The following is a 25224-nucleotide window of genomic DNA, read 5'->3' on the forward strand; positions in this document are numbered from 1 at the left end:
AACCTCGAAACTGCAGGGATATCGGGAGCCGGCCAAATCGGCCCGCGTTTGGCCGGGAAACTAGCCAGAAACCGCCCAAAGTCAAGGATTTCCGAGCCAAAGCCATCCCGAATCCGGGCCTATTACCCGCCGAAGAACTGATTTTTGGGCCGCGGCAGGCCCAAATTCTCGCGCAGGGTCCGCCCTTCGTACTCGGTGCGGAAAATCCCGCGCTTTTGCAGTTCCGGGACCACCTTGTCGACGAACTCGAACAGACCCTGCGGCAGATAGGGGAACATGATGTTGAAACCGTCGCTGCCGCGGCCGGTCAGCCATTCCTCCATCTGGTCGGCGATGGTCTGCGGCGTGCCGACGAAGGCGAGCCCGCCATAGCCGCCGACGCGCTGGGCGAGCTGGCGCACCGTGAGCTTGTCGCGCGCCGCGACATCGACGAGGCGCTGGCGGCCGCTCTTGCTGGCATTGGTTTCCGGGATCGGCGGCAATTGCCCGTCGGGATCGAAGGCGGACGCATCGGTGCCGAGGATCACCGAGAGCGAGGCGATCGCGCTGTCGTAATGCACGCGGCTGTCGAGCAGCGCGCGCTTCTCCTTGGCTTCCTCGACGCTGTCGCCGACCACGACGAAGGCGCCGGGCAGGATCTTCAGGTGCTCGGGATCGCGGCCGATCTTCTCCATGCGGCCCTTGATGTCGGCAAAGAGCTTCTGTCCGTCCGCAAGGCTGCCGCCGCCGGTGAACACGGCTTCCGCCGTCTCGGCCGCAAGCTGCCGGCCGTCGTCGGATGCGCCGGCCTGCACGATGACCGGCCAGCCCTGCACGGGGCGGGCGATGTTGAGGGGGCCGCGCACCGAGAGATATTTGCCCTTGTGGTTGAGCACATGCATCTTGTCGGGATCGACGAACAGGCCGGACTCGACATCGCGTACGAACGCATCGTCGGCGAAGGAGTCCCAGAGGCCGGTGACGACGTCGTAGAACTCGCGGGCGCGCTTGTAGCGTTCGGCGTGCTCCATGTGATCGTCGAGGCCGAAATTCAGCGCGGCGTCCGGATTGGACGTGGTCACGATATTCCACCCGGCGCGGCCGCCGGAGATGTGGTCGAGCGAGGCGAAGCGGCGGGCGACGTGATAGGGCTCGTCGAAGGTGGTCGAACCGGTCGCGATCAGGCCGATATTCTCGGTGACGGCCGCGAGCGCCGAGAGCAGGGTGAACGGCTCGAACGAGGTCACGGTGTGGCTGCGCTTTAGCGCATTGATCGGCATGTTGAGCACGGCCAGATGGTCGGCCATGAAGAAGGCGTCGAACTTGCCGGCCTGAAGCTTTCGGATCAGCGTCTTGATATGGTCGAAGTTGAAATTGGCGTCGGGCCAAGCCCCGGGATAGCGCCAGGCGCCGGTGTGGATGCTGATCGGCCGCATGAATGCGCCGAGCTTGAGTTGACGCTTCGCCATTGCCCCGTTCCGTCGTTGTTGTCGTTAGCGGAACAGATAGGGAGGCCGGGCGGCAACGCCATGAGGGTCCTTAAGAAGAATCTTGCAATCTGGGCGACGAGCAGAGGATATTTTCAATCCGGCGCCTTTGTCATCGCGGAGGGGGACATGATTGATCCGGCAAGGCTGTTGCTGATCGCGGGGTTTCTGATTGCAATGGTGCTCTGTGTTGGAAGCCCGGCGCGGGCGCAGATCGTTGCAATCGGGGCAAGCAACGTCGCGGGAAAGGGCGTCAGCAGTTCGGACGCCTGGCCGGCCCAGCTCGAAGGGATGCTCGCCGCGAAGGGCCGGAATGTTCACGTGACCAACGCGGGGATCTCCGGTGATACCAACGCCGGCATGTTGGCCCGGCTCGATTCCGCGGTCCCCGAAGGGACCAAGATCGTGCTACTCGACCGCCGCGGCGGCGGCTGGAACGCGAGGCGACGCGGGCAGGGCGATCAGAATGCCGAACTGGCTGCGATCGAGGCTCGGCTTCGCAGCCGGCACATCCGCGTCATCCCGATGTGGTGGAATGAGGTCCTGCGCAATTATCTGCAGCCGGACCACATTCACTTCACGGCGGACGGACACAGGCTGGTCGCAGCTCACATGCTGCCCTCGGTGATCTCAGCGGTTCGCTGAGCTGACGCGGTGTCTTGCGTTGCGGCGGTCAAGCCCCCAGCACGTCCTTGTGCATCTTGCCGCCGTAGAAATGGAAGAACGGCACCGGCGCGTCGTGACAGAGCGGGCCGGTGGCGAGACGGCGGTCGAGCTCTGCGAGCACGTTCTTGGTCATGGCGTGCGCGTCCGCGAGCGGCTCGGAGCCGATCTCGACCCAGACGAGCTCGACCAGCTCGGCATCGGCATGCACCACGCCTTCGACACGATGTGCGATCGTCGAGGCATCGGCGGTGAAGAAGCGCGTGTCGAAGCGGCGGACGCGGCCGGGCGGTGTGATCGCGCGCGCAATCAGGAACAGGCCGGACGGATCGGGCAGAAGTCCCGCGTCGGCGAACGGCGCCCAGGGACCGTCGAGCTTCTGCGACTTCTCGACCTTGCGCCCGAGGCAGAGCCCGGTCTCTTCGCAGGCTTCGCGGATCGCGGCATTGGCGAGCGCGCGCGCGCGGCCGGGCGTGATCTTCGGGCTGCCCTTCAACAGATTGGCTTCGAGCTCCGGTGTGATCGGGGCTGCGACCGGCACGCGATTGTCGGCCTTGTCGACGCGGCCGCCGGGGAAAACGAATTTGCCCGGCATGAACACGACCTTGTCGTGGCGCTTGCCGACCAAGACCTTCGGCTTGGCACCGGAGCGATCGATCAGGATCAGCGTCGCCGCATCCTTCGGCCGGAAGTATGCGTGATGATCGGCTTCCTTTTCGCCCTGGTGGACGACGGCGGCAGGGGCGGCGGCTTCAGTCATTTCATCCCTTTCATTTCTTCTTGGTGCCCGGTTTAGCTAGACCGGCGGGATGTCGCTAGGGGGATTCTCGTCAAAGCCATGCATGCGCAGGGCCCATTGCAATCCGATCACGGCTCCCTTCACCGGCTGCAACAGCGCCAGCGATGCGAACAGCGTGAACGACAGATAGATCGCAAGTTGCAACCACACCGGCGGCGAATAGTTGGTCTCGATCCACAGCGCGGTCGGTACCACGATATGGCCGACAATCACGATGACGAGATAGGCGGGCAGATCGTCGGCGCGATGCGGTGTGAAATCCAGATCGCAGACCGGGCAATGGCCATCGCATTTGAGAAACTTGCGGAACAGCCTGCCTTTTCCGCAGCGTGGGCAGCGGCCTAGGAACCCGCGCTTCATCGCGGTCCACACGTCGCGCTTCTCGGGCTCAGCTACCTCGCGGGTCCAGACCACCGTCGGCGGTGTCACTTCCATGACTTGCCTCGCTTCGATTTGCCGGACTTCGGCTTCGCCGGCTTGCGGTCCTTCTTGTTGCGTGCCTTCCGTTCCTTGTGCGCTTTCTTGCCGGATCCCTTATTGGGACCCTTGCCAAATCCCGCGCTGCGGCGCTCGGTTCCGACGCCGTCGCGTTTTCTGCCGCGCGGAATTGTCTGACCGTCGGACAATAGCTCAAAGCGCAGTGCGCCCGCCACCGGCGCGGCCTCGACCAGCCGCACGTCGACGACATCGCCGAGCCGATACATGGTGCCGCTGCGCGTGCCGATCAGCGCGTGGCGGGTTTCGTCGTAGTTGAAATACTCGCTGCCGATGGTGCGGATCGGGATCAGGCCGTCGGCGCCGGTGTCGTCGAGCTTCACGAACAGGCCGGCTCGCGTCACGCCGGAGATGCGGCCCTGGAACGATGCGCCGATGCGATCGGCGAGAAAATGCGCGATCAGCCGGTCGGTGGTCTCGCGCTCCGCCTTCATCGCGCGGCGCTCGGTGACGGAAATCTGCGCGGCGATCTCGGCCAGCGTCTCCACGCTCTCGTCGGTCGGCAAGGCGCCTTCGCCAAGGCCGAGCGCGCGGATCAGCGCGCGATGCACGATCAGATCGGCGTAGCGGCGGATCGGCGAGGTGAAGTGCGCATAGCGGCGCAGGTTCAAGCCGAAATGGCCGTAGTTCTCGGCGGAGTATTCGGCCTGCGCCTGCGAACGCAGCACCACCTCATTGACCAGCGGTTCGTAATCCTCGCCGGCAACCTGCGCCAGCACGCGATTGAATTGGGTGGGACGCAGCGCGCCCTGCTTGGTGAAGGGCAGGTCGAGCGTCTTCAGGAATTCCTGGAGGTTGTGCACCTTCTCCTGGCTCGGCTCGTCATGCACGCGGTAGATCAGCGGCAGCGCCTTCTTCTCCAGCATCTCGGCGGCAGCGACGTTGGCGAGGATCATGAACTCCTCGATCAGCCGGTGCGCATCCAGCCGCTGCGGCACGATCACCCGATCGACGGTGCCGTCCGGTTTCAGGAGGATCTTGCGCTCGGGCAGATCGAGATCGAGCGGGTCGCGCTCGTTGCGTGCGAGCTTGACCAGTTCATAGGCCGACCACAGCGGCTTCAGGATCGGATCGAGCAGGGGACCCGTCGTGTCGTCGGGCCTGCCGTCGATCGCGGCCTGCGCCTGCGCGTAATTGAGCTTTGCTGCCGAGCGCATCAGCACGCGATGGAATGTATGCGAGCGCTTGCGGCCGTCGGCGCCGATCACCATCCGCACCGCGAGCGCGCCGCGCGGTTCGCCCGGCACCAGCGAGCAGAGATTGTTGGAGATGCGCTCGGGCAGCATCGGCACCACGCGATCGGGGAAATACACCGAGTTGCCGCGCTGCAGCGCGTCGCGGTCGAGCGCGGAGCCGGGCCGCACATAGTAGGCGACGTCGGCGATCGCGACATGGACGATGAAACCGCCCTTGTTGTTCGGATCGGAATCGACCTCGGCATGAACCGCGTCGTCGTGATCCTTGGCGTCAGGCGGATCGATGGTAACGAGCGGCACGTCGCGCCAGTCCTCGCGGCCCTGCAGCGTCGCGGGTTTTGCCTCTTCGGCTTCGCGTAGCGCGGAGGAGGAGAAGACCTGCGGGATGTCGTGAGTGTTGATCGCGATCAGGCTGATCGCCTTCTCGCTCGCGATCGAGCCGAGCCGCTCCTTGACGCGGGCGGAGGCGAGCCCAAAGCTGCGGGTGCGGATCAGGTCGACGCTGATGAGGTCGCCGTCCTCGGCGTCGCCGCTGTCGGCCTTGGCGATGTTGAGCTCGCGGCCGGCCTGCTTCTTGTCGACCGGGATCAGGCGCCCGCCGCCATCGGGGTTCCTGCGGAAGATGCCGAGGATGCGAGCGCGGCCGTGATCGATCACCTTGATGACGCGGCCGCGATAGGGCGTGCCGTCGTGCTCGTCGGTCACCTCGACGTGGAGCAGCGCGCGGTCGCCGACGCCGGCGGCGGTGCCGGGCTTCGGCCGCCGCGGCGTCTCGATGCGGATTTTCGGGGCGGTGCCGTCTTCCGAGTCCCACTCGGCCGGGGTGGCGATCAACTCGCCGTCGCTGTCGCGGCCGGTGATGTCGGCGAGCACGGTCGGTGGTAGCGCCGCCGGCTCGTGGATCTTGCGGCGGCGCTTGGCGACCGTGCCGTCGTCGGCGAGTTCGCGGAGGATCCGCTTCAACTCGATGCGGTCGGCGTTCTTCAGGCCGAACTCGCGCGCGATCTCGCGGGTGCCGACCTTGCCTGGATTGGCGCGGATGAAGGCGACGATGGCGTCCCGGCCCGGAAAGCCATGGTCGGGTTTTCGTTTCACTTATCCTCTTGCCTTGCCGGCGCTCTTCTTCGCGGGCGCTTTCGCTGGTGCCGATGACTTTGCAGGCGAGGTCTTGGCACCGGAGGCGACCGGCGCGCGCGCCTTGCTGGTCGCATCCGTTTTCGGCTTCGCCGCGGCCTTCTTCGACGCCGCCTTCTTGGCAGGCTTGGCCTCGGCGTCGCCGTTGGTCTCAGTCGTGTCGGACTTGGCTTTCTTGGCCTTGGCGGGCTTCTCCGCCTTTGCCTTCTTGACCTTCTTGCCGCCGCCCTTGGCCGCGCGCTCGTCGATCAGCGCGATCGCTTCCGCGAGCGTGATCTCGTCCGGGGTTCGGTCGCTCGGGATCGTCGCGTTGACGCCGCCGGCCGCGACATAGGCGCCGTAGCGGCCGTTCTTCAGCGCGACGGCGCCGAGCGTCGGGTGATCGCCGAGCGGCTTGCCCGGATCGGCACCGAAGCGGCGGCCGCTCGGGCCCTTCGCGATCTTCTCCGCGATCAGCGTGACGGCGCGGTTCAAGCCGATATCGAAGACCTCGTCGCCGGCCTCGAGGCTGGCATAGGTCTTCTCGTGCTTCACGAACGGCCCGAACCGGCCGAGGCCGGCGGTGATCGGCTGCCCGGTCTCCGGATGCTTCCCGATCTCGCGCGGCAGCGACAACAGCTTCAGCGCCAGTTGAAGATCGACATCGGCAGGCGAGGTGCCCTTTGGAATGCCGGCGCGCTTCGGCTTCTCGCCTTCGGCGTAATCCTTCTGCTCGCCGAGCTGGATGTAGGGGCCGAACCGGCCGGCCTTCACCGTGACGTCGAACCCGGTGTCGGGATCGGCGCCAAGCACCCGATCGGCGCTCTCGGCGCTGTCGGCCGCGAGCGGCCTTGTGTAACGGCATTCCGGATAGTTCGAGCAGCCGACGAAGGCGCCGAACTTGCCGGCCTTGAGGTTGAGCCGGCCGGTGCCGCAGGTCGGGCACTGCCTGACGTCGCCGCCATCCGCGCGCGGCGGATAGATGTGCGGGCCGAGCATCTCGTCGAGCGCATCGAGCACCTCGGCGACGCGGAGGTCCTTGATGTCGTTGACCGCACCGATGAAGCCGCGCCAGAAGTCCTGCAGCACCTGCTGCCAAGCGATCTCGTTGTTGGAGATGCGATCGAGCTGTTCCTCGAGATCGGCCGTGAAGTCGTACTCCACGTAGCGCGAGAAGAAATTCTCCAGGAACGCGACCACGACGCGGCCCTTGTCCTCGCCGTGCAGCCGCTTCTTCTCGAGCTTGACGTAGCCGCGGTCCTTCAACACCTGCAGGATCGAGGCGTAGGTCGAGGGGCGGCCGATGCCGAGCTCTTCCATCCGCTTCACCAACGATGCTTCCGAGAAGCGCGGTGGCGGCTCGGTGAAGTGCTGGGTGACGGCAAGGCTCTGGCGCTTCACCGCCTCGCCCTGGCTCATCGCGGGCAGGCGTCGGGAATCCTCGTCCTCTTCGTCGTCGCGGCTTTCCTGGTAGAGCGCGAGGAAGCCGTCGAACTTGATGACCTGACCGGAAGCGCGCAGCTCCAGCACGCGGGCGCCGGCCTTGGCCTCGATGTCGACGGTGGTGCGCTCGAGCTCGGCCGATTCCATCTGGCTCGCAATGGTGCGCTTCCAGATCAATTCGTAGAGCCGCGCCTGATCGGTATCGAGCCTTCGGCCGATGGTGGCCGGACGGCGCGACAGATCGGTCGGGCGGATCGCTTCGTGCGCTTCCTGCGCGTTCTTGGCCTTGGCCTGATATTGGCGCGGGGCATCCGGCACATAGGCGTTGCCGTAATCCTCGCCGATCACTTTGCGGGCCTGGGTGATCGCGGACGGATCGATCTGCACGCCGTCGGTTCGCATATAGGTAATGAGACCGGTGGTCTCGCCGCCGATGTCGATGCCCTCATACAGCCGCTGCGCGATGCGCATGGTGTGCGCCGGCGCGAAGCCGAGCTTTCGGCTCGCTTCCTGCTGCAGGGTCGAGGTGGTGAAGGGCGCCTGCGGATTGCGCCGGGCCGGCTTGGCCTCGACGGTCGCGACCTTGAACAGCGCGGCCTCGATCGCCTGCTTGAAGTCCTCGGCTTCCGCGCCGGAGCCGATGTCGAGCCGTGCGATCTTCTTGCCGTCGGCGCCGACCAGCCGGGCCTCGAAGGCTTCGCCGCGCGGCGTCAGCAGCGTCGCGACCAGCGACCAGTACTCCCTCGGCACGAACTTCTCGATCTCGAGCTCGCGGTCGCAGACCAGCCGCAGCGCGACCGACTGCACGCGGCCGGCGGAGCGGGCGCCCGGCAGCTTGCGCCACAGCACGGGGGAGAGGGTGAAGCCGACCAGATAGTCCAGCGCGCGGCGCGCCATATAGGCGTCGACCAGCGCGCCGTCGATCTGGCGCGGCGCCTTCATGGCGTCGGTGACCGCCTGCTTGGTGATGGCGTTGAACACGACGCGCTCGACCTTCTGGTCCTTCAGCGCGCGCTTCTCCTTCATCACCTCCAGCACGTGCCAGGAGATCGCTTCGCCCTCGCGATCAGGGTCGGTCGCCAGAATCAGGCGGTCGGCCCCCTTGAGCGCCTTGGCGATGTCGTTCAACCGGCCGGCGGCCTTGGCATCGACCTCCCAGATCATCTGGAAATTGGCGTCCGGATCGACCGAACCGTTCTTGGCCGGGAGGTCGCGAACATGGCCGAACGACGCCAGGACCTCGTAGGAGGACCCCAGATATTTGTTGATCGTCTTGGCCTTGGCAGGCGACTCCACAATGACGATATTCATGTCATTCCAATGGCTTACGGGAAATCTTGAGGGCGGGTTCCGCTAGACTCGCGGCCCGCCGTGTCGGGGCGAACATGGGTGCTGGGGCGGTCCCTGTCAAATCGCCAGATATTGAAGGGAGGGCTCAAGCTGTGGAGTTTTGATCCCAAGGGTTGAAAAATGCGTCCTAGAGTTGCGGCCGGAAAGGGCGTATCTTTTTATATATTGGGTGGGAAGCGGAATAGGCCTTTTGAGCAGCACAGGGGGCGGGCGGAAGCCCAAGCCGTCCGGCCGACGGCGACCGGAGGGCGACGAGCCAGGTAGGGAGGGCGGCCCGGATGACGCCTTGGTCCTGATCGCCGCGGCCGCGACCGAGCTCGCCAAACTCGCCCAGCGCCACAAATTCGAAGTCCTCGACCATTTGCTCGCGATGACCCGGCTGGAGGCCGACGAGCAATTGCGCGCGCGCAACCGAAGGAAGCTGTCGTGAGAGGCGCGGCTGAACTCTCGCCGCGTCGTCCCTACTTTCGCCGGGACGACCTTGAGGATGGTTTGCGATTCGAGACGTCAAACAGCACAATGTCATCACCCGCGCATGCGGGTGATCCAGTATTCCAGAGGCGCCGGTGCTTGAACTGAGAAGCCGCGGCGTACTGGATCGCCCGGTCGAGCCGGGCGATGACAGCTGAGAATGAGGACGCAGCTTCGCATTCTCGCGACATCATCTGTCCGAAGAGGGCGCAGGGAAAGCCGGGTGCCGATCGCACCCATCAGCCCCGAGCAATGGGAGCTACGCCAATACACGCCGCGCGCGCTTCGCTGCAGGCCGTGGCTTCAGCGCAGTATCGGCCGCATCAAGCACGCGTCCGTCCTGCGAAAGCAGTGCGAGCTTCTTCACCGGCTTGCCCTTGTCACGGTCGACCATGATGGTCGCGATCTCATCCGGATGGTCGTCGAATTCCTCGGTCCATTGCCGGAGTGCAACCAGGATCGGAAAGATGCCGCGGCCCTTCGGCGTCAGCACGTATTCCTGATAGGCGCTGCCGTCGGAGGCGGGGACCATCTTCAGGATGCCGCGCTCGACCAGCGTGCGCAGCCGGGTGGTGAGGATGTTCTTCGCGAGCCCGAGGCTGGCCTGGAATTCGCCGAAACGGCGCCGGCCGAGGCTGGCGTCGCGGATGATCAGGAGCGACCACCAGTCGCCGAACACGTCGAGCGCGCGTGCCACCGGACAGCTGTCGCCTGCAAGGCTGGTTCGTTTCACGACGCACGCTCCGAAAGTTGGGCCATCACGGTCTTGTGTGGTTGCAATATTAAACCTGATGCCATAGGTAGGCAACGAAGTTTAATAATGCAACCAACTGGAGGCGGACATGAGACTGGCAAACAAGACGGCGTTGATCACCGGCGGCAACAGCGGCATCGGGCTTGCGACAGCAAGGCTGTTCGTCGCCGAAGGCGCCAAGGTCGTCATCACCGGGCGCAACAAGGAGACGCTCGCGGCCGCGGCGCGCCAGCTCGGACCGAACGCGCTCGCGGTGGTGGCCGATGCCACCGATGTCGCGGCGCTGGAAGCCGCGGTGAAGCAGGGCGCGGAGAAGTTCGGCAAGTACGACGTGCTGTTCGCCAATGCCGGCATTCCCGGCCAGACGCCGGTCGGCGGCACCACGCTCGCCGCATTCGAAAATGTGATCCGTACCAATCTCACCGGCGTGTTCTTCACCGTGCAGGCGGTCGCGCCTTATCTCAACGACGGCGCGTCCATCATCCTCAATGGCTCGGTGATTTCGGTGCTCGGCAATCCCGGCTACTCGGCCTATGCCGCGAGCAAGGCCGGCGTGCGCGCGATGGCGCGGGTGATGGCGTCAGAACTGTCGCCGCGCAACATCCGCGTCAACGTGGTGGCGCCGGGCGCCGTGCGTACGCCGATCTGGGGCGCTGCGATCGCAACGCCCGAGGCCGAGAAAGCGTTCGAACAGCGGATCGGGAAGTCCACGCCGCTCGGACGTATCGGTGAACCCGATCACATCTCGAAGACGGTGTTGTTCCTGGCGTCCGACGACGCGGCGCATGTGCAGGGACAGGAACTGTTCATCGATGGCGGTGCAACGGCATCTCCCGCCGGCGCGCCGATCTATCGCGGATAAAGGTTGTTTCTCATTGTAACGAACGGCCGGTGTGAAGCGGTTCACACCGGCCGATTTCGCGCGCGACTATCATCGCGCATATTGAACCTTTGACGTACTCGCCGGACTCCTGAATAGGCGGGGATTTTTTTCACCACGGAATCATTTTGGAGTTCCTTCATGCCGAAAGCAGCCCGCATTTCGACGCGGATCCCGGTTTCGTCTACCTCCGAAAATGAAAACTCAGACTCAGCGCAGTTTGTGACGGTCGCGCTGTTCTCAGGTATCGGTTTGTTGATCTCGCTCGTCGCCGTCATCTTCGGCATTCAAGGCGCCTGGTTCTGACTTCATCCACCCGAAGCGGCCTGCCGCCACCGAGGTGACGGCAGGAATGTGACACGTCAGGCGGCGTTCAGGCTGCCGGCGGCCTGCAGCGCGCCTGCGACGGCCTTCTCGCGATGTTCGGGACCCACCTGGATGCCGTCGGCGGGGATCAGCTCGAGATTCGTGACGCCGATGAAGCCGAACACGCCGCGCAGATAGCTCTCGAGGTGCTCGAGCGCGGCCATCGGCGTGTCGGCGCCGTAATAGCCGCCGCGCGAGATCGCGATGATGACGCGCTTGTTGCCGGCCAATCCCTCGACGCCGGCGGCGCCGTATCTGAAGGTCTTGCCCGCGACCACAACGCGGTCGATCCAGGCCTTGAGCTGGGAGGGAATGGTGAAATTGTACATCGGCGCGCCGATCACGACGATGTCGGCGGCAAGGAACTCGTCGAGAACCGCCTGACCGGTTGCGATGTCGTCGCGCACCGACGGGTCCGGCGCCGCGCCCTGGCTGGCGGCGAGGTGCAGGCCGGAGAGGTGGGCCAGCGGGGTCTGGGTGAGATCGCGGTAGCTCACGACCAGGCCGGGATTGGCCTGGCGCAGCCGCCCGACGGCGGCCGCGGAGACCTGGCGGCTGACGGAGTGGGGGCCGAGGACCGAGGAGTCGATGTGCAGAAGTTTCATGGCAGGGGTCACCTTTGGTATAGGTTTGTAACTGGCGCTATATGAGTGACCGCCCTAAATGTCCGCAAGAACGCACATTTTTGAAACCCGAGCACAGCAATGAGACCTGAGAACATCCATGTGACTGCTCCGCCGCTGCGGCCGAGTCCCGACCACAGCGATTGCCGCGCGGTTGCCTCCGTATTGGCGCGGGTCGGCGACAAATGGAGTGTGTTCGTGATCATGATGCTGATGGAGGGGCCGAAGCGCTTCAACGAGCTGAAGCGGATGATCAACGGCATCTCGCAGCGGATGCTGACGCTCACGCTGCGCGGGCTGGAGCGCGATGGCCTGGTCACGCGCACGGTGTTTCCGACCATCCCGCCGCGGGTCGATTACGAGCTCACGGATCTTGGTCGCGGTCTGGCGAAACCGGTGAAGGCGCTTGGCGAATGGGCGTTCGCGCACCTGCCGGAGATCGAGGGCGCGCGGAATGATTTCGATGCGCGCAATGCAGAGTGATGAATTGGTGATCCGTCACCCTGAGGAGGCCGCAACGCGGCCGTCTCGAAGGGTCGAGGCCACCAGCCGGGCCGTGCATCCTTCGAGACGCCTGCTGCGCAGGGCTCCTCAGGATGACGGTGAGAGATGCGCGAGCAACTAGCGCCGACTAGATCATCGACACCAGCCCGCCGCCGTGACGCTCGAGCCTGCCGGCAAGCTCGAGCTCGAGTAGCACCGCGCGGACGACAGCGGGCGAGACATCGGCCATCCGGATCAGATCGTCGAGGCTGATCGGGCTCGGTCCGAGCAGATTGATGATGCGGACGCGATCGGGCGCATCGCTGGCAAAATCCAGCGGCTCGTCGTCTTCGCGCGCGGACAGCATGACGGGCCGCTCCATGATCGGCGTGACCGCGCTGATGACGTCGGCGGCCTCGGTGACCAGCGTGGCGCCTTGCTTGATCAAATCGTTGGCGCCGGCTGCGCGCGGATCGATCGGCGAGCCCGGCACTGCGAACACCTCGCGGCCCTGTTCGGCGGCCATCCGTGCCGTGATCAGCGAGCCCGAGCGGTGGGCGGCCTCCACCACCACGACGCCGAGCGATGCGCCCGAGATCAGCCGGTTGCGGCGGGGAAAGTCGCGCGCCCGCGGGACGTGGCCGAGCGGCATCTCCGAAATCGCCGCGCCGCGTTCGAGCAGGGCGGCCAGCAGATCCTCATGCTCCGGCGGGTAGATGCGGTCATGGCCGCCGGCCAGCACGGCGACCGTGCCGCTTGCAATCGTCGCGCGATGCGCCGCCTGGTCGATGCCGCGGGCAAGGCCGGAGATCACGACAAAGCCGGCGTCGCCGAGATCGCGCGCCAGCTGGCCTGCAAATTTCAGCCCGGCGCCGGATGCATTGCGGGAGCCGACGATCGCGATCATCGGGCGCATCAGCGTGTCGCGTGCGCCGCGCACGCCGAGCAGCGGCGGCGCGTCGTCGATGGTGGCAAGCCGCGCCGGATAGTGCGCTTCCTCCGGTGCGACGAGATCGATCCGAACTTGGCGCAGGCCGCGAGCTCCGCGGCGGCATCGGCTTCGCTCGCGATGCGCCCGGGTCCCGATGCGCCGCCGCGGCGCGCGAGATCCGGCAGGCGCTCCAGCGCGTGCGCCGCATCGCCAAAATGGCGGAGCAGCGATGCAAAGGTGCGCGGGCCGACATTGTCGGAACGGATCAACCGCAGGCGGTTGAGCCGTTCGGTGTCCGTGAGTTCAGTGGTGCTGGGTGACCGGTCATGCATGCGGGCTCTAGCTTCGCCCAACCTGGGATTGTGATCAACCGCGACATTGGCGGAGTAGGCGTGACGCGCTACAAGCGGTCGCCAATTCGCGGAAGCCGCCCATGATCTCACTTGCCGACCTCCAAGCGCGTATCGAACAAGGCGCGCTGTCGCCTGAAGCCGCCATCAGCCAATCGCTGCAGGCGATCGATGCGCAGGAGAAGAAGATCGGCGCCTTCGTCCGCCACGACGCGAAGGCGCGTGCGCAGGATGCCGGGCCGCTGCGCGGCATCGCGGTCGGCATCAAGGACATCATCGATACCGCCGGATTCCCGACCGAGATGGGGGCTGCGATCTATCGCGGCCATCAACCGCGCGCCGATGCGCCGGTCGTGATGGCGCTGAAGCAGGCCGGCGCGACCATCGTCGGCAAGACCACGACGACGGCGTTCGCGGCGAACGATCCGACCGCAACGCTCAATCCGCACAATCACGCGCACACGCCGGGCGGCTCGTCGTCGGGCTCGGCGGCCGCGGTCGCCGCCGGGATGATCCCGCTGGCATTGGGCACGCAGACCGGCGGATCGGTGATCCGGCCGGCCTCGTTCTGCGGCGTCGCTGCGATCAAGCCGAGCTACCGGCTGCTGCCGACCGTCGGCGTGAAGTGTTTTTCGTGGACGCTCGATACGGTAGGGCTGTTCGGTGCCGGCGTGCGCGATGTTGCTCTAGGCTTGGCGGCGATGACCAAACGACCTGATCTGGTGGTCCCGTCTGTCGTCGCGGCACCGCGCATCGGCGTCGTGACGCAGGCATTTGCCGGCGCGCCCGAACCATCCGGCGCGGAGGCGTTGCAGAAGGCGGCGCGGGCGGCGGAGCGGGCGGGCGCAACCGTGCGCGAGCTTGCGATGCCCGAGGTCATCGCCGAGGCGTGGCGGATTCATCCGGTGGTGCAGGAGTTCGAGGCGCATCAGTCGTTTGCCTGGGAATACGGCCAGAACTACGATGCGATGCCGCCGCTGCTGCGCGGCCGGCTCGACGAAAGCAAGGGCGGCACGCCCGCCGAGTATGATGCGGCGATGGACGTCACGCTGCGTGCGCGGCAGGCGCTCGCCGCGATTTTTGGCGAGGTCGATGTGCTGCTGACGCTGTCGGCGCCGGGTGCCGCGCCGAACGGCTTGGCCTCGACCGGCGATCCCCGTTACAACCGGCTCTGGACGTTGATGGGCGTGCCCTGCGTCAACGTGCCGACGCTGACCGCCGAGGGCGGATTGCCGGTTGGCGTGACCGTGATCGCGGGTTTTGGCAGCGATGCAAAGGCGTTGGCGGCGGCGAGCTTTGTCGAGGACGCTTTGACAAAATAGACCTCGTCATTCCCCGGTGCGCAATTGCGCACCTGAGGGCGCGACGTAGTCGCGATCCCGGAATCCATTTCACCGCGAAACATGCGGCCCAATGGATTCCGGGTTCGATGCTGCGCATCGCCCCGGAATGACGGTGAGAGTTATTTCTTCTCGCCGATCTTGCCTTCGGTGCCGGCCTGCAGCCGCTTGATGTTCTCGCGGTGCATGTAGAACAACAGCAGCGTCAGCACGGCGAACAGCGAGGCGAGCGCGTTGTGGCCGAACCACCACAGGAACAGCGGCGTCAGGAACGCGGCGACGAGCGCCGACAGCGACGAGTAGCGCGTGGTGGTGGCGGTGCCGATCCAGATCACGGCAAAGATCAGCGCCGCGGGCCAGAACAGGCCGAGCAGCACGCCGATATAGGTCGCGACGCCCTTGCCGCCGCGGAATCTGAGCCAGACCGGGAACAGGTGGCCGAGGAATGCGCCGAGCGCCGCCAGCATTGCCGCGTTCGGGCCGTCGATGGTGCCTGCGATGATGACGGCGACGGTGCCCTTGAGCATGTCGCCGATCAGCGTCGCCGCGGCGAGGCCTTTGTGGCCGGTGCGCAGCACGTTGGTTGCGCCGATATTGCCCGAGCCGATGGTGCGCAGATCCTGCGTGCCGGCGAGCCTGGTGAGGATCATGCCGAACGGGATCGAGCCCAGGAGATAGCCGATCAGGAAGGCGGCGAGCAGCAGCGCGTCAGCAGACATCGCGGTGGTTCCCTGGACGGTCGATCCGATCCATTTTTGGCAATCCCGTCAATGAAATATTAACCATCAATCCACACCATGGCCTTGGAAATGAGGGAGCTTATCATGGCTTCTGTTCGCAGGCGGCTGGAGCAGGTTTTCTTTGTGGTTTATGTCGCCGCCATCGTCGTTGGAACGACGATGGAAGCGATGTCGCAACTCGCGGTACGCTGAGTTCCACGCCAATTTAGACGTGTTCGTACACCGTCCGTCCGCCGACGATCGTCCGCGTCACGCGGCCCGAGAAGCGGGCGTCGTCGAACGGCGTATTCTTGCACAGCGACTTGAGATCGTCGCGATCGAGCACCCAGGGGGTGTCGGCGTCGATCACGATCACATCGGCGGGGGCCCCGGCGCGCAGCGTGCCGCCGGGCAGGCCGAGCAGTTCCGCCGGCCGCGTCGACATCGCCCGGATCAGCGTCTTGAACTCCATCTCGCCATTGTGGATCAGCCGCAGCGCCGCCGGCAGCATGGTCTGCAGGCCGACCGCGCCGCTCGCCGCTTCCGCGAACGGCAGCCGCTTGACCTCGACGTCCTGCGGATTGTGATCGCTCATCACGACGTCGATCAAGCCGGAGGCGAGCGCTTCGACCAGCGCCCTGCGGTCCTCCTCGGTGCGCAGCGGCGGCGCCAGCTTGAGGAAGGTGCGGTAGGGGCCGATGTCGTTCTCGTTCAGCGTCACGTGGTTGATCGAGACCGAGGCCGAGACGTTGAGGCCGTTGTCGCGGGCACGCTTGAGGATCTCCAGCGACTCGATCGAGGTCAGCGAGGCCGCGTGATAGCGCCCGCCGGTCAGCGCCGCGAGCCGCATGTCGCGCTCGAGCATGATCGACTCGGCGGCGGTCGGAATCCCGGCGAGGCCGAGCCGCGTGGCGAACTCGCCCTCGTTCATCACGCCTTCGCCCACCAGATGCGGGTCCTCGGTGTGATGCACGATCAGCGCGTCGAAATCGCGAGCGTAGGTCAACGCGCGCCGCATCACCTGGGCATTGGTGACGCTGCGGTCGCCATCGGTGAAGGCGACGGCGCCGGCGGCCTTCAACAGGCCGATCTCGGTCATCTCCTGGCCCTGCATGCCCTTGGTCAGCGCCGCCATCGGGTGGATGTTGACGATCGCGGTGTCGCGGGCGCGGCGCAGCACGAAGTCGACGGTCGCAGAATTGTCGATCACCGGCGAGGTGTCGGGCTGGCAGATGATGGTGGTGATGCCGCCGGCGGCCGCGGCCTGGCTCGCGGACGCAAAGGTCTCGCGGTGGCTGGCACCGGGTTCGCCGACGAAGGCGCGCATGTCGATCAGGCCGGGGGCCACGATCTTGCCGGCGCAATTGACGATGTCGGTGCCTTCGGGGACGCCGGCGGCGCCGATGCCGCGCTTGGCGTCACGGATCACGCCGTCCGCAATCAGGACGTCGCCCGGACCGTCGAAGTCGCGGGACGGATCGATGACGCGGGCGTTGGCGAGCAGGATGGGGCGGCGGTCAGTCAGCATGGCGTCACGCGTTCGGCAGGTTGCGGGCGAGCGCTTCGAGCACTGCCATGCGCACCGCCACACCCATTTCGACTTGTTCACGGATCAGCGACTGGGCGCCGTCGGCGACGAAAGTGTCGATTTCGACACCGCGGTTCATCGGGCCGGGATGCATGACCAGCGCATCGGGCTTGGCGTAAGCGAGCTTCTTCTGGTCGAGGCCGAAATAGTGGAAATACTCCTGGCTCGAAGGCACGAAGGAACCGTTCATGCGCTCGCGCTGCAGCCGCAGCATCATCACGATGTCGGCGCCGTTCAGCCCTTCGCGCATGTCGCGCGCGACCTCGACGCCCATCCGCTCGATGCCGCGCGGCAGCAGCGTGGAGGGGCCCACCACGCGGACACGGGCACCCATGGTGTTGAGCAGGAAGATGTTGGAACGCGCCACGCGCGAATGCAGCACGTCGCCGCAGATCGCGATCGTCAGCCCCTCGAGCCGGCCCTTGTTGCGGCGGATGGTCAGCGCATCGAGCAGCGCCTGGGTGGGATGCTCGTGGGCGCCGTCACCGGCATTGATCACGGAACCGTCAACCTTGCGCGCCAGCAGCTCGACCGCGCCGGAGGCGTGGTGGCGCACCACCAGGATATCGGGGTGCATCGCGTTCAGCGTCACCGCGGTGTCCATCAAGGTCTCGCCCTTCCGGGTCGACATCGATGACACCGACATGTTCATGACGTCGGCGCCCAGGCGTTTTCCGGCGATCTCGAACGAGGACTGGGTCCGGGTCGAGGCCTCGAAGAACAGATTGACCTGGGTGCGGCCGCGCAGACTGGCGCGCTTCTTGTCGACCTGGCGGTTGAGCTCGACATACTCCTCGGAGAGGTCGAGCAGGCCCGTGATGTCGTCAGCGGAAAGGCCCTCGATGCCCAGCAGATGCCGGTGACCGAGGACAAAAGTCGATTTTAATGATGGGGTCATTAAAGCGAGAGCTATAGGCGCGGATGGCCGGTGGGGCAAGCGCGAAGAGGGCCCGGAGGAGTTTTCCCCGAGTAAGATGGGGCCGGGTTTCTCCGCCATCATGCCCGGGCCTATTGCAAGCTGTCCGCGCCTTGCTTTTGCTGGTCTTTCCGGAACAAGAGGTGGACGACCGGGCTCGGGCGGAGCACAGGCGAGGTGGTGCCTTGGACGGCCATGCAGCCAGGACAGCGGAGCGAGGACTCGTGAAAACTGCCGTGATCGCATTATTGGCCATCGAGTTGATCTCGGGGTCGATCTCGTCCGCCTTCGCTCAGAGCCTGCCCGGCGACTTCATGTTCCTGCGCGACATCGATCCGACCATCATCCAGGACATCCGCTATGCGACCTCCAACAATTTCATGGGGCGGCCGATCGCGGGCTATGGCGCGGCGGAATGCGTGGTGAAGCGGGAGGTGGGGCTGCGGCTCAAGGCCGTGCAGCAAGAACTGGCGCGGCAAAGCCTGTCGCTGAAAATGTTCGATTGCTACCGGCCGGCCCGCGCGGTCGCCGACATGGTGGCGTGGTCGAGGAACGGCAAGGAGACCGCCGCCGAGCGGCGCTACAACCCGGCGTTCTCGAAGGCGGATCTGTTCCGCCTCGGCTACATCGCCACCCATTCCGGGCATTCGACCGGCGTCGCGGTCGATCTCACGCTGGTCGATCTTCGCGCCGACAATTCGCGGAAGTTCGATCCGGCCAAGGATTACGCCGACTGCACCGCGCCGGTCGCGGCGCGGGCCCCGGAGGGCAGCGTCGACATGGGCACCGGGTATGACTGCTCCGATGCCAAGGGCCATACCGCCTCGGGGGCCATCACGCAGTCGCAGAAGCGCTGGCGGACGAGGCTGGTTGCGGCGATGGCCGGGCAGGGATTTGTGAACTATTCGAAGGAGTGGTGGCACTTTTCGCTGCCGGGGGCGGGCGGACCAGCCTATGATTTCCCGATCGCGTCGCGCCGCAATTGATTCCTGACAGGTCGAGACACGCCCATGACGCAGGCATCCTTTACCACCCACGAAGTGCTGAACCAGTCGCCGCCCTTTGAGGACGTCGACCTCTTCACAGTGGACGCGCCGCTGGTTGCCGCAGTGTCCGCCAATGGCGGGGCGACGGCCAGCGCAGAGCTGGCGGATTTCGGCAAGCATTGGGGATCGGCCGCCATGGCGGAGCGCGGCCGGCTCGCCAACGAGAACACACCGAAACTGCGAACCTTCGATGCCAGGGGCAATCGCCGCGACGAGGTCGGGTTTCATCCGGCCTATCACGAGCTGATGGCGCACTCGGCCCATGCCGGCATGCACAACTCGACCTGGACCGCCGACGGCAAGCCGGCCGGCGGGGCCGCCGAGGTGGTGCGCGCGGCGAGGTTCTATATCGCGTCCCAGGTCGAGACCGGTCATCTCTGCCCGATCACGATGACGCGCGCCTCGGTCGCGGCGCTGGCCTCGCAGCCGGACATTCTGGCGAAGACGATGCCGGTGATCTCAGCGCGCGCATACGACCCCAGCTTTGCGCCATGGTGGACCAAGCGCGGCATGACGCTCGGCATGGGCATGACGGAAAAGCAGGGCGGCACCGATGTGCGCGCCAACATGACGCGCGCCGAGCGCGCCGGCGACGCCTGGCGTATCACCGGGCACAAATGGTTCATGTCGGCGCCGATGTGCGACGCGTTCCTGGTGCTGGCGCAGGCCGAGCAGGGCTTGAGCTGCTTCTTCATGCCGCGCTTTGCGCCCGACGGCACGGTCAATGCGATCCACTTCCAGCGGCTGAAGGACAAGCTCGGCAACCGCTCCAATGCCTCCTCGGAGGTGGAATTCCACGGCGCCCATGCCGAATTGATCGGCGAGGAGGGCAAGGGCATCCGTACCATCATCCAGATGGTGCAGCTGACGCGGCAGGATTGCGCGATCGCCTCCGCCGGCCTGATGCGCTCGGGGCTGGCGCATGCGCTCAATCACGCGCGGCACCGCAGCGTGTTCCAGAAGCATCTCGCCGACCAGCCGCTGATGCAGGCGGTGCTCTCGGACATGGCATTGCATGTCGAGGCGTCGATCGCGCTGGTGATGCGGCTGTGCCGCGCCTTCGATCGCGCGCCCATCGATGCAGGCGAGGCCGCCTATATGCGGCTGCTGACGCCGGCGATCAAATACTGGACCTGCAAGAGCGCACCCGGCTTCCTCTACGAGGCGATGGAGTGCCTCGGCGGCAATGGCTATGTCGAGGAGGGAATTCTGGCGCGGCATTATCGCGAGGCGCCGGTCAACGCGATCTGGGAAGGCTCCGGCAACGTGATGTGCCTCGACGTGTTGCGCGCGCTCGGCCGCGAGGCCGATGCCGCGCTCGCCGTCCTGCGTGCGCTCGCCGACGAGACCAGGGGTCTGCCGGGCGCCGCCGAGGCTATTGCGTCGATCGGACAATCGTTCCGCCGAGCGGACAGCGAGCGCATCGCACGGCTTGCAGTCGAGAAGCTGGCGCTCTTGGCCGCCACCGCGGCGCTCAACCAGGTCTCGCCGGGGAACGCCGAACTGCTCGCGGCGACACGGCTTGCCGAACGCCACGCCGGCATGTACGGCGCGGTGGACCTCTCCGATGCCGATCAGCGCGCGCTGCTGGCGCGAGCGCTGCCATGAAGGTTTGCTGATGGACGCACTCAATCCCGATACTCCGCCGACCACCATCGAACCGCCGCCGCGTCCCCCTCAGGTGTGGAAGTTCTGGGGCACCGCGCTGTGGGGCCTTCTGATCTTCGCCGCGATGTTCCTCGGCCAGGTCGCGGTCATCGCCTATCGCATCATCGCGCAGGGCGGCGAACTGTCGGCGGCCGGCATCACCCATGTGGTCGCCGACGGTCTGACGATCTCGCTCTCGGTCCTCGCGGGCCTGCCGATGGTGCTGCTGGTGCTGTGGTTCGCGATCCGCCGCACCGGGATCCCGTTCGCCGATTACCTCGGGCTGCGCGGGACGTCGTGGAAAAACGTGATCATCGGCGTCGTCGCGCTGATCGTGCTGGTCGGCGCCTGGGACATGGTGTCCCGCGCCGCCGGCCGCGAGGTGACGCCGGGTTTCATGGGTGACGTGCTGAAATCGGCGCAGGAGCACAGCGCGCTGTGGCTTCTGGTAATCGCCTTTGCCGTGGCCGCGCCGCTCTGGGAGGAGCTGTTCGCGCGCGGCTGGCTCTATCGCGGCTGGTCGGAATCCAGGCTCGGCCCCTATGGCGCGATCCTGCTGTCGTCGATCGTCTGGACCGTGATGCACCTGCAGTACGACTGGTTCTTCCTCTGTGAGGTGTTGTCGATCGGGTTGCTGTTCGGGTATCTGCGCTTCCGTACCGGCTCGACCTTGCTGACCATTCTGCTGCACGGGCTGAACAATTTTGCAGCGACGCTCCAGACCTGGTGGCTGGCGGGGTCGTAGACGGTCTCTCTCCGCCCTCATTGCGAGGAGCAAAGCGACGAAGCAATCCATGTCTCAGCGAACGGAGAGATCGATTGCTTCGCTTCGCTTGCAATGACGGGGATATAATAGGGGCGCTACTCCAGTACGCGTGCGCGTTTCGGAAAATGGACGATTGATGTCAAATCAAACCCCCGACGCGTTCAACGCGCACATGCTGACCTATCGCCACCATCTTCATCGCTTGAATCGCGACTTGGCTGAGGAGTACATAAGCCAGCACAGTCATTACCTGTCGATGGCCGTCGATGAGTTGGCCAAGGCGGCCCCCGTTGCCCTTGCCATCGCAGATCTTCACGATGCAATTCGTCGATCGCCCGCGAGAAATTTCTGGCCGATGATCCGCGAGGCAAAAGGCGCGCTCTACATTCGATCAACCGATGCTGGCCCGGAGTGCCCTTCGCCATGGCGGCGAACGCACGGCGGCACCATGCGCTACGATCTGCCGGGGTATCTGCTGTTCTCGCCATTTCCCGCAAATTTCCGTCGCATCGTGCACGCTGGCTTGCGTGGGCTTCAGGGGCTGACGGATCGTACTAGAGACCTGACAAGCGAGGCTGACGTTTGGGTCGCGGTCCTCGCTGATGCCATTTTTTGGAGAGTACTTGGGGTCAAGCACCTCATTCCCAAGATCAAAGCGTTTCAAGGGTTTGCGACGCCGGACAGTGTAGCGGCTCTGGATCGGTGGTCGAACGAACAACAGCGCGGTTCGAGTATTGTGTTACGGATCTCGCAAGGAATGCTAGTCTACAGCGACGGCGCAGATCGTTGCGAAATCGAAATCCCCGACGCGCTGAGCGCGCCGCTCTGTGTCCCTTCGGTGCCTGTGCGCTTTGAACGGCATTGGATCCGGGCTGGAGATCGAGCCTATTTATGAGGGCCTTCTAAAGCCCAACCGCTGCGACCACGATCGGCATCGTAGCGGCCGCCGTGATCGTCTGCAGCATGATGGTCCGGAACCCGGTAGCTGCGCGTCGCGGTCCGCTCAGGAGGCTGACAGAGGGGATGCCAGTGCCCCCTTCGAGTGCTATGATCCAGATCAATGAACGAGCGCGGGCCGGACTGAAACCAGGCAGCGGCGGCTGCCGTCGTGCGAGCTCTTCTCATGGCCATGTTGATCCGAACTCTGCTGGCCAGCGTCGTCGCGCTGGCGTCGCTCGGTGCCATCACGCAGCAGGTGCGCGACCAGGGCGCCACGGACACCGAAATCCGGATCGGCAATCTGATGCCGTACAGCGGCGCGCTCGAGATTTTCGGCCAGATCGGCAAGGCGGAAGCCGCCTATTTCGAGATGATCAACGAACGCGGCGGCATCGGCGGTCGCAAGATCCGTTTCATGTCCTATGACGATCTGTCGGATGTTTCCAACGCCATGGACCTCACGCGCATTCTCGTCGAGACCGACAATGTGCTTTTGATGTTCGGTTCGTTCGGCGCGCCGGAGAATCTCGCGGTGCGGAAGTATCTCAACGAACGGCAGATCCCGCAGCTTTTTGTTGCCTCCGGCGATCAGGACCTCAGCGATCCCTCGGTCTATCCGTGGACCATGGGCTGGCAGCCCTCGTATCGCGAGGAGGGGCGCATCTATGCCAATTACATCCAGGCTTTCTATCCTGGAAAGAAGATCGTGGCGCTTTGGGAGAATGACCAGTTCGGCCGGGAATTGTTCAAGGGATTGGTGCAAGGGCTGGGTGACGTCGCCCACAACATCAGGGTCGACATCGCCTATGATGTCGACGATCAGCATCTGGACGGCCACATATCGATCCTGAAGCAATCGGGGGCCGAGGTCTTTGTGTTTGCCGGGGTGCCGGAAAATGCCTCGAAGGTGATCCGGGCCGCGGCCGAGCACGGCTGGCGGCCGGTGTTCGTCGTGAACCAGATGGCGTCATCGATCGAGACGGTGCTCAAGCCGGCAGGCACCGAGAATGCGACGGGCGTCATCACCGCCGCCTTCCTGAAGGATGCGAGCGATCCGGCCTGGAGGGAAGATCAGGGCGCCTGGCGCAGCTTCCTTGACAAGTTTACGAAAGCCGGCGGCAAGGACGACGCTGCCGCAGTCTACGGCTATGCCGCCGCCGAAACGATGGTCCAGGTGCTCAGGCAATGCGGCAACGACCTGTCGCGTGAAAACGTCATGAAGCAGGCTGCGGCGCTGAGGGATTATCAGGCATCCGCCTTGCTCCCCGGCATCAAGATCAACACCGGTCGCTTCCGCCCGGTCGAGCAATTGCGGTTGCTTCAGTTTGACGGCCGCAGCTGGCAGCCGATCGGCGATGTGCTCGATACAGCGTTCACCGGTTCGAGCGGGAAGTAGCGACGATCAGCGCACCGCGCCGGCCAGCGCAGGCGCATGCCGTATGCTACGGCCCAACGGCGGCGATCACGATCGGCATCGTGATCGCGGCCAAAATCGTCTGCAGCGTGATGATCTGGGCGAGCAGGGGGGCGTCGCCGCCCATCTGGCGCGCCAGCACATACGCTGACGGCGAGGTCGGTACCGCGGCGCAGACCGCGACGATGGCGAGATTGGCGCCCGTGACGCCGAACCACACGGCGAGCGCGACCGTGAGCACGGGCATTGCGACCAGCTTCAGGACCAACGCGACGCTGGCGGCAAGGCTAGGGCGGAAGATGCCTTCCAGATGCAGCCCGGCGCCGGTGACGAGCAGGCCGATCGCGAGCGACGAGCCGCCGAGCGCGTCGGCGACGTCGTGCCAGATCTTCGGCAGCGGCACATGCGTGACGTTGATGGCGAGCCCGATCACGCAGGCCCAGATCAGCGGGTTCTTCACCACGGTCATCACGATGGCGCCCGCGGAGCGCTTCCCGGATGAGGCATATTTCGCCAGCACCGCGACGCTGAAGACGTTGACCAGCGGGATGATCGCGACCATCGCCACCGAGGCCAGCGCAAGTCCGACCTTGCCATAGAGATTGCCCGACACCGACAGCGCGACATAGGTCTGCCAGCGGGTGGCGCCCTGGAAGATCGAGGTGAAGGCGGGGCCGTCGACGCCGGCGCGGGCGAGTGGGCTACGCAGCGCGAGGCAGAGCAGGCACATCAAAAGCGCGGCGAGCAGCAGCGCGCCGCCGACACCCGCGACCGGCACTTTGGTCAGGTCGGCCTTCACCAGCGTCTGCACCAAGAGCACCGGGAACAGCACGTAGTAGGTGAGCTGCTCCAGCCCGTGCCATTGGGTGTCGAGCCGCATCAGCGTGCGTCTCAGGATGAAACCGAGCACGATCAGCAAAAACACCGGCAACAGCGCCGCGATCACCACGGCCATCGTCAGCGGTCTCCGCGTAGCTTCGCCAGCCGGTCGAGCGCGCCCTGCAGGATGAAGATCGCGGCGTGCTCGTCGATCACCTCGGCACGGCGGGCGCGGCTGACGTCCATCCCGATCAGCTCGCGCTCGACCGCGGCTGTCGACAGCCGTTCGTCCCACAGCCCGATCGCAAGCGCGGTGAGGTTTGAGAGATTGCGGGCGAATGCCCGGGTCGACTGTGCGCGGGGGCCCTCGCTGCCGTCCATGTTGATCGGCAGGCCCAGCACGAAGCCGACGGCGCTGCGCTCGGCCGCGATCGCGAACAGCCGCGCGGCGTCGGCCTTGAACTGCTTGCGCTGGATGGTCTCGACGCCGGTCGCGAGCCGCCGGTCCGGATCGGAGACGGCAACGCCGATGGTCTTGGTGCCGAGGTCGAGGCCGACCAGCGCGCCGCGGTCAGGCCAGTGCGGTGCGGCTTCGATCAGAGGAAGGATGGGGGCGGGCATGGCGCTAGCGCTTAGCATGCACCCGC

General features: G+C 65.5%; 23 protein-coding genes and 1 pseudogene. 11 read left to right on the top strand and 13 right to left on the bottom strand.

Going from position 1 to position 25224, the window contains the following annotated elements; translation table 11 throughout:
• Positions 1 to 122 precede the first annotated feature (122 nt).
• Complete coding sequence (locus ACVW1C_RS38110) at positions 123 to 1448, bottom strand: LLM class flavin-dependent oxidoreductase (RefSeq protein ID WP_456762624.1); 1326 nt, start codon at positions 1446 to 1448, stop codon at positions 123 to 125.
• 147 nt (positions 1449 to 1595) lie between these two features.
• Here ACVW1C_RS38110 and ACVW1C_RS38115 point away from each other — a divergent pair, with 147 nt between their 5' ends.
• Entirely contained in the window at positions 1596 to 2111 is a 516-nt protein-coding gene (locus ACVW1C_RS38115) for a GDSL-type esterase/lipase family protein (protein WP_456762625.1), read from the top strand.
• A gap of 28 nt (positions 2112 to 2139) precedes the next feature.
• On the opposite strand, the gene ACVW1C_RS38120 is transcribed toward ACVW1C_RS38115, so the two are convergent.
• From ACVW1C_RS38120 to topA, 4 genes are read right to left on the bottom strand one after another with little or no spacing between them, the layout of a single operon-like run.
• Complete coding sequence (locus tag ACVW1C_RS38120) at positions 2140 to 2889, bottom strand: NUDIX hydrolase (RefSeq protein WP_456762626.1); 750 nt, start codon at positions 2887 to 2889, stop codon at positions 2140 to 2142.
• A gap of 36 nt (positions 2890 to 2925) precedes the next feature.
• Positions 2926 to 3363 carry a DUF983 domain-containing protein gene (locus ACVW1C_RS38125; RefSeq protein ID WP_456762627.1) on the bottom strand — a complete coding sequence of 146 codons (438 nt, stop codon included), beginning with the start codon at positions 3361 to 3363 and terminating at the stop codon, positions 2926 to 2928.
• Positions 3354 to 5714 (bottom strand): ribonuclease R, encoded by a 2361-nt coding sequence (gene rnr / locus ACVW1C_RS38130; protein ID WP_456762628.1) that lies wholly within the window; start codon positions 5712 to 5714, stop codon positions 3354 to 3356. Before rnr ends, ACVW1C_RS38125 begins: the two co-directional genes overlap by 10 nt.
• A complete protein-coding gene (gene topA, locus ACVW1C_RS38135) occupies positions 5715 to 8486 on the bottom strand; it encodes a type I DNA topoisomerase (protein WP_456762629.1) in 2772 nt (923 codons plus the stop codon).
• A gap of 325 nt (positions 8487 to 8811) precedes the next feature.
• Between topA and ACVW1C_RS38140 the strand changes: the two genes are divergently transcribed.
• Positions 8812 to 8955, top strand: coding sequence for a hypothetical protein (locus tag ACVW1C_RS38140; RefSeq protein ID WP_456762630.1), 144 nt, complete (start codon positions 8812 to 8814; stop codon positions 8953 to 8955).
• A 300-nt stretch (positions 8956 to 9255) separates the two neighbouring features.
• Here the strand turns inward: ACVW1C_RS38140 and ACVW1C_RS38145 are convergent, their stop codons facing one another.
• On the bottom strand, positions 9256 to 9729 hold the full coding sequence (locus tag ACVW1C_RS38145; protein WP_456762631.1) for a winged helix-turn-helix transcriptional regulator: 474 nt from the start codon (positions 9727 to 9729) through the stop codon (positions 9256 to 9258).
• 109 nt (positions 9730 to 9838) lie between these two features.
• Here ACVW1C_RS38145 and ACVW1C_RS38150 point away from each other — a divergent pair, with 109 nt between their 5' ends.
• Together ACVW1C_RS38150 and ACVW1C_RS38155 are read left to right on the top strand one after the other, a co-directional pair.
• A complete protein-coding gene (locus ACVW1C_RS38150; protein WP_456762632.1) occupies positions 9839 to 10612 on the top strand; it encodes an SDR family NAD(P)-dependent oxidoreductase in 774 nt (257 codons plus the stop codon).
• Positions 10613 to 10771: 159 nt separating this feature from the next.
• Positions 10772 to 10936: a hypothetical protein gene (locus tag ACVW1C_RS38155; RefSeq protein ID WP_456762633.1), complete on the top strand. Its 165-nt coding sequence runs from the start codon at positions 10772 to 10774 to the stop codon at positions 10934 to 10936.
• 56 nt (positions 10937 to 10992) lie between these two features.
• Here ACVW1C_RS38155 and ACVW1C_RS38160 read toward each other — a convergent pair whose 3' ends face one another.
• Positions 10993 to 11601 carry an FMN-dependent NADH-azoreductase gene (locus tag ACVW1C_RS38160; protein ID WP_456762634.1) on the bottom strand — a complete coding sequence of 203 codons (609 nt, stop codon included), beginning with the start codon at positions 11599 to 11601 and terminating at the stop codon, positions 10993 to 10995.
• Between the two features lie 99 nt (positions 11602 to 11700).
• Here ACVW1C_RS38160 and ACVW1C_RS38165 point away from each other — a divergent pair, with 99 nt between their 5' ends.
• Complete coding sequence (locus ACVW1C_RS38165) at positions 11701 to 12102, top strand: winged helix-turn-helix transcriptional regulator (protein ID WP_456762635.1); 402 nt, start codon at positions 11701 to 11703, stop codon at positions 12100 to 12102.
• Between the two features lie 148 nt (positions 12103 to 12250).
• Here ACVW1C_RS38165 and dprA read toward each other — a convergent pair.
• Positions 12251 to 13365: pseudogene (gene dprA / locus ACVW1C_RS38170) on the bottom strand (DNA-processing protein DprA).
• Between the two features lie 101 nt (positions 13366 to 13466).
• Here dprA and ACVW1C_RS38175 point away from each other — a divergent pair.
• Entirely contained in the window at positions 13467 to 14705 is a 1239-nt protein-coding gene (locus ACVW1C_RS38175; RefSeq protein ID WP_456762636.1) for an amidase, read from the top strand.
• A gap of 140 nt (positions 14706 to 14845) precedes the next feature.
• Here ACVW1C_RS38175 and plsY read toward each other — a convergent pair whose 3' ends face one another.
• The 3 genes from plsY to ACVW1C_RS38190 all read right to left on the bottom strand — a co-directional run bounded on the left by plsY (position 14846) and on the right by ACVW1C_RS38190 (position 17928).
• Entirely contained in the window at positions 14846 to 15442 is a 597-nt protein-coding gene (gene plsY / locus ACVW1C_RS38180; protein ID WP_456762637.1) for a glycerol-3-phosphate 1-O-acyltransferase PlsY, read from the bottom strand.
• A gap of 226 nt (positions 15443 to 15668) precedes the next feature.
• Positions 15669 to 16970: a dihydroorotase gene (locus ACVW1C_RS38185; protein WP_456762638.1), complete on the bottom strand. Its 1302-nt coding sequence runs from the start codon at positions 16968 to 16970 to the stop codon at positions 15669 to 15671.
• Between the two features lie 4 nt (positions 16971 to 16974).
• Positions 16975 to 17928: an aspartate carbamoyltransferase catalytic subunit gene (locus ACVW1C_RS38190; protein WP_456665126.1), complete on the bottom strand. Its 954-nt coding sequence runs from the start codon at positions 17926 to 17928 to the stop codon at positions 16975 to 16977.
• 332 nt (positions 17929 to 18260) lie between these two features.
• Between ACVW1C_RS38190 and ACVW1C_RS38195 the strand changes: the two genes are divergently transcribed.
• From ACVW1C_RS38195 to ACVW1C_RS38215, 5 genes are all read left to right on the top strand, one after another.
• A complete protein-coding gene (locus ACVW1C_RS38195; protein ID WP_456763274.1) occupies positions 18261 to 18932 on the top strand; it encodes a M15 family metallopeptidase in 672 nt (223 codons plus the stop codon).
• Between the two features lie 24 nt (positions 18933 to 18956).
• Positions 18957 to 20600, top strand: a complete 1644-nt coding sequence (locus ACVW1C_RS38200; protein ID WP_456762639.1) for an acyl-CoA dehydrogenase family protein — start codon at positions 18957 to 18959, stop codon at positions 20598 to 20600.
• A 10-nt stretch (positions 20601 to 20610) separates the two neighbouring features.
• Positions 20611 to 21384 carry a CPBP family intramembrane glutamic endopeptidase gene (locus ACVW1C_RS38205; RefSeq protein WP_456762640.1) on the top strand — a complete coding sequence of 258 codons (774 nt, stop codon included), beginning with the start codon at positions 20611 to 20613 and terminating at the stop codon, positions 21382 to 21384.
• A gap of 157 nt (positions 21385 to 21541) precedes the next feature.
• Positions 21542 to 22300 (top strand): hypothetical protein, encoded by a 759-nt coding sequence (locus ACVW1C_RS38210; RefSeq protein WP_456762641.1) that lies wholly within the window; start codon positions 21542 to 21544, stop codon positions 22298 to 22300.
• Positions 22301 to 22528: 228 nt separating this feature from the next.
• Positions 22529 to 23740 carry an ABC transporter substrate-binding protein gene (locus ACVW1C_RS38215; protein ID WP_456762642.1) on the top strand — a complete coding sequence of 404 codons (1212 nt, stop codon included), beginning with the start codon at positions 22529 to 22531 and terminating at the stop codon, positions 23738 to 23740.
• Between the two features lie 46 nt (positions 23741 to 23786).
• Here the strand turns inward: ACVW1C_RS38215 and ACVW1C_RS38220 are convergent, their stop codons facing one another.
• Entirely contained in the window at positions 23787 to 24713 is a 927-nt protein-coding gene (locus tag ACVW1C_RS38220) for an AEC family transporter (protein WP_456762643.1), read from the bottom strand.
• Between the two features lie 2 nt (positions 24714 to 24715).
• Complete coding sequence (gene ruvX, locus ACVW1C_RS38225) at positions 24716 to 25198, bottom strand: Holliday junction resolvase RuvX (RefSeq protein ID WP_456762644.1); 483 nt, start codon at positions 25196 to 25198, stop codon at positions 24716 to 24718.
• Positions 25199 to 25224 lie beyond the last annotated feature (26 nt).

It is taken from the genome of Bradyrhizobium sp. USDA 4011 (assembly GCF_054063415.1).

Excerpts from the sequence above, each read along its gene's own strand:
- ACVW1C_RS38110 (WP_456762624.1), bottom strand. The coding sequence starts at position 1,448 with ATGGCGAAGCGTCAACTCAAGCTCGGCGCATTCATGCGGCCGATCAGC.
- ACVW1C_RS38115 (WP_456762625.1), top strand. The coding sequence starts at position 1,596 with ATGATTGATCCGGCAAGGCTGTTGCTGATCGCGGGGTTTCTGATTGCA.
- ACVW1C_RS38120 (WP_456762626.1), bottom strand. The coding sequence starts at position 2,889 with ATGACTGAAGCCGCCGCCCCTGCCGCCGTCGTCCACCAGGGCGAAAAG.
- ACVW1C_RS38125 (WP_456762627.1), bottom strand. The coding sequence starts at position 3,363 with ATGGAAGTGACACCGCCGACGGTGGTCTGGACCCGCGAGGTAGCTGAG.
- topA (WP_456762629.1), bottom strand. The coding sequence starts at position 8,486 with ATGAATATCGTCATTGTGGAGTCGCCTGCCAAGGCCAAGACGATCAAC.
- ACVW1C_RS38150 (WP_456762632.1), top strand. The coding sequence starts at position 9,839 with ATGAGACTGGCAAACAAGACGGCGTTGATCACCGGCGGCAACAGCGGC.
- ACVW1C_RS38155 (WP_456762633.1), top strand. The coding sequence starts at position 10,772 with ATGCCGAAAGCAGCCCGCATTTCGACGCGGATCCCGGTTTCGTCTACC.
- ACVW1C_RS38160 (WP_456762634.1), bottom strand. The coding sequence starts at position 11,601 with ATGAAACTTCTGCACATCGACTCCTCGGTCCTCGGCCCCCACTCCGTC.
- ACVW1C_RS38165 (WP_456762635.1), top strand. The coding sequence starts at position 11,701 with ATGAGACCTGAGAACATCCATGTGACTGCTCCGCCGCTGCGGCCGAGT.
- ACVW1C_RS38175 (WP_456762636.1), top strand. The coding sequence starts at position 13,467 with ATGATCTCACTTGCCGACCTCCAAGCGCGTATCGAACAAGGCGCGCTG.
- plsY (WP_456762637.1), bottom strand. The coding sequence starts at position 15,442 with ATGTCTGCTGACGCGCTGCTGCTCGCCGCCTTCCTGATCGGCTATCTC.
- ACVW1C_RS38185 (WP_456762638.1), bottom strand. The coding sequence starts at position 16,970 with ATGCTGACTGACCGCCGCCCCATCCTGCTCGCCAACGCCCGCGTCATC.
- ACVW1C_RS38190 (WP_456665126.1), bottom strand. The coding sequence starts at position 17,928 with ATGACCCCATCATTAAAATCGACTTTTGTCCTCGGTCACCGGCATCTG.
- ACVW1C_RS38195 (WP_456763274.1), top strand. The coding sequence starts at position 18,261 with ATGTTCCTGCGCGACATCGATCCGACCATCATCCAGGACATCCGCTAT.
- ACVW1C_RS38200 (WP_456762639.1), top strand. The coding sequence starts at position 18,957 with ATGACGCAGGCATCCTTTACCACCCACGAAGTGCTGAACCAGTCGCCG.
- ACVW1C_RS38205 (WP_456762640.1), top strand. The coding sequence starts at position 20,611 with ATGGACGCACTCAATCCCGATACTCCGCCGACCACCATCGAACCGCCG.
- ACVW1C_RS38210 (WP_456762641.1), top strand. The coding sequence starts at position 21,542 with ATGTCAAATCAAACCCCCGACGCGTTCAACGCGCACATGCTGACCTAT.
- ACVW1C_RS38215 (WP_456762642.1), top strand. The coding sequence starts at position 22,529 with ATGGCCATGTTGATCCGAACTCTGCTGGCCAGCGTCGTCGCGCTGGCG.
- ACVW1C_RS38220 (WP_456762643.1), bottom strand. The coding sequence starts at position 24,713 with ATGGCCGTGGTGATCGCGGCGCTGTTGCCGGTGTTTTTGCTGATCGTG.
- ruvX (WP_456762644.1), bottom strand. The coding sequence starts at position 25,198 with ATGCCCGCCCCCATCCTTCCTCTGATCGAAGCCGCACCGCACTGGCCT.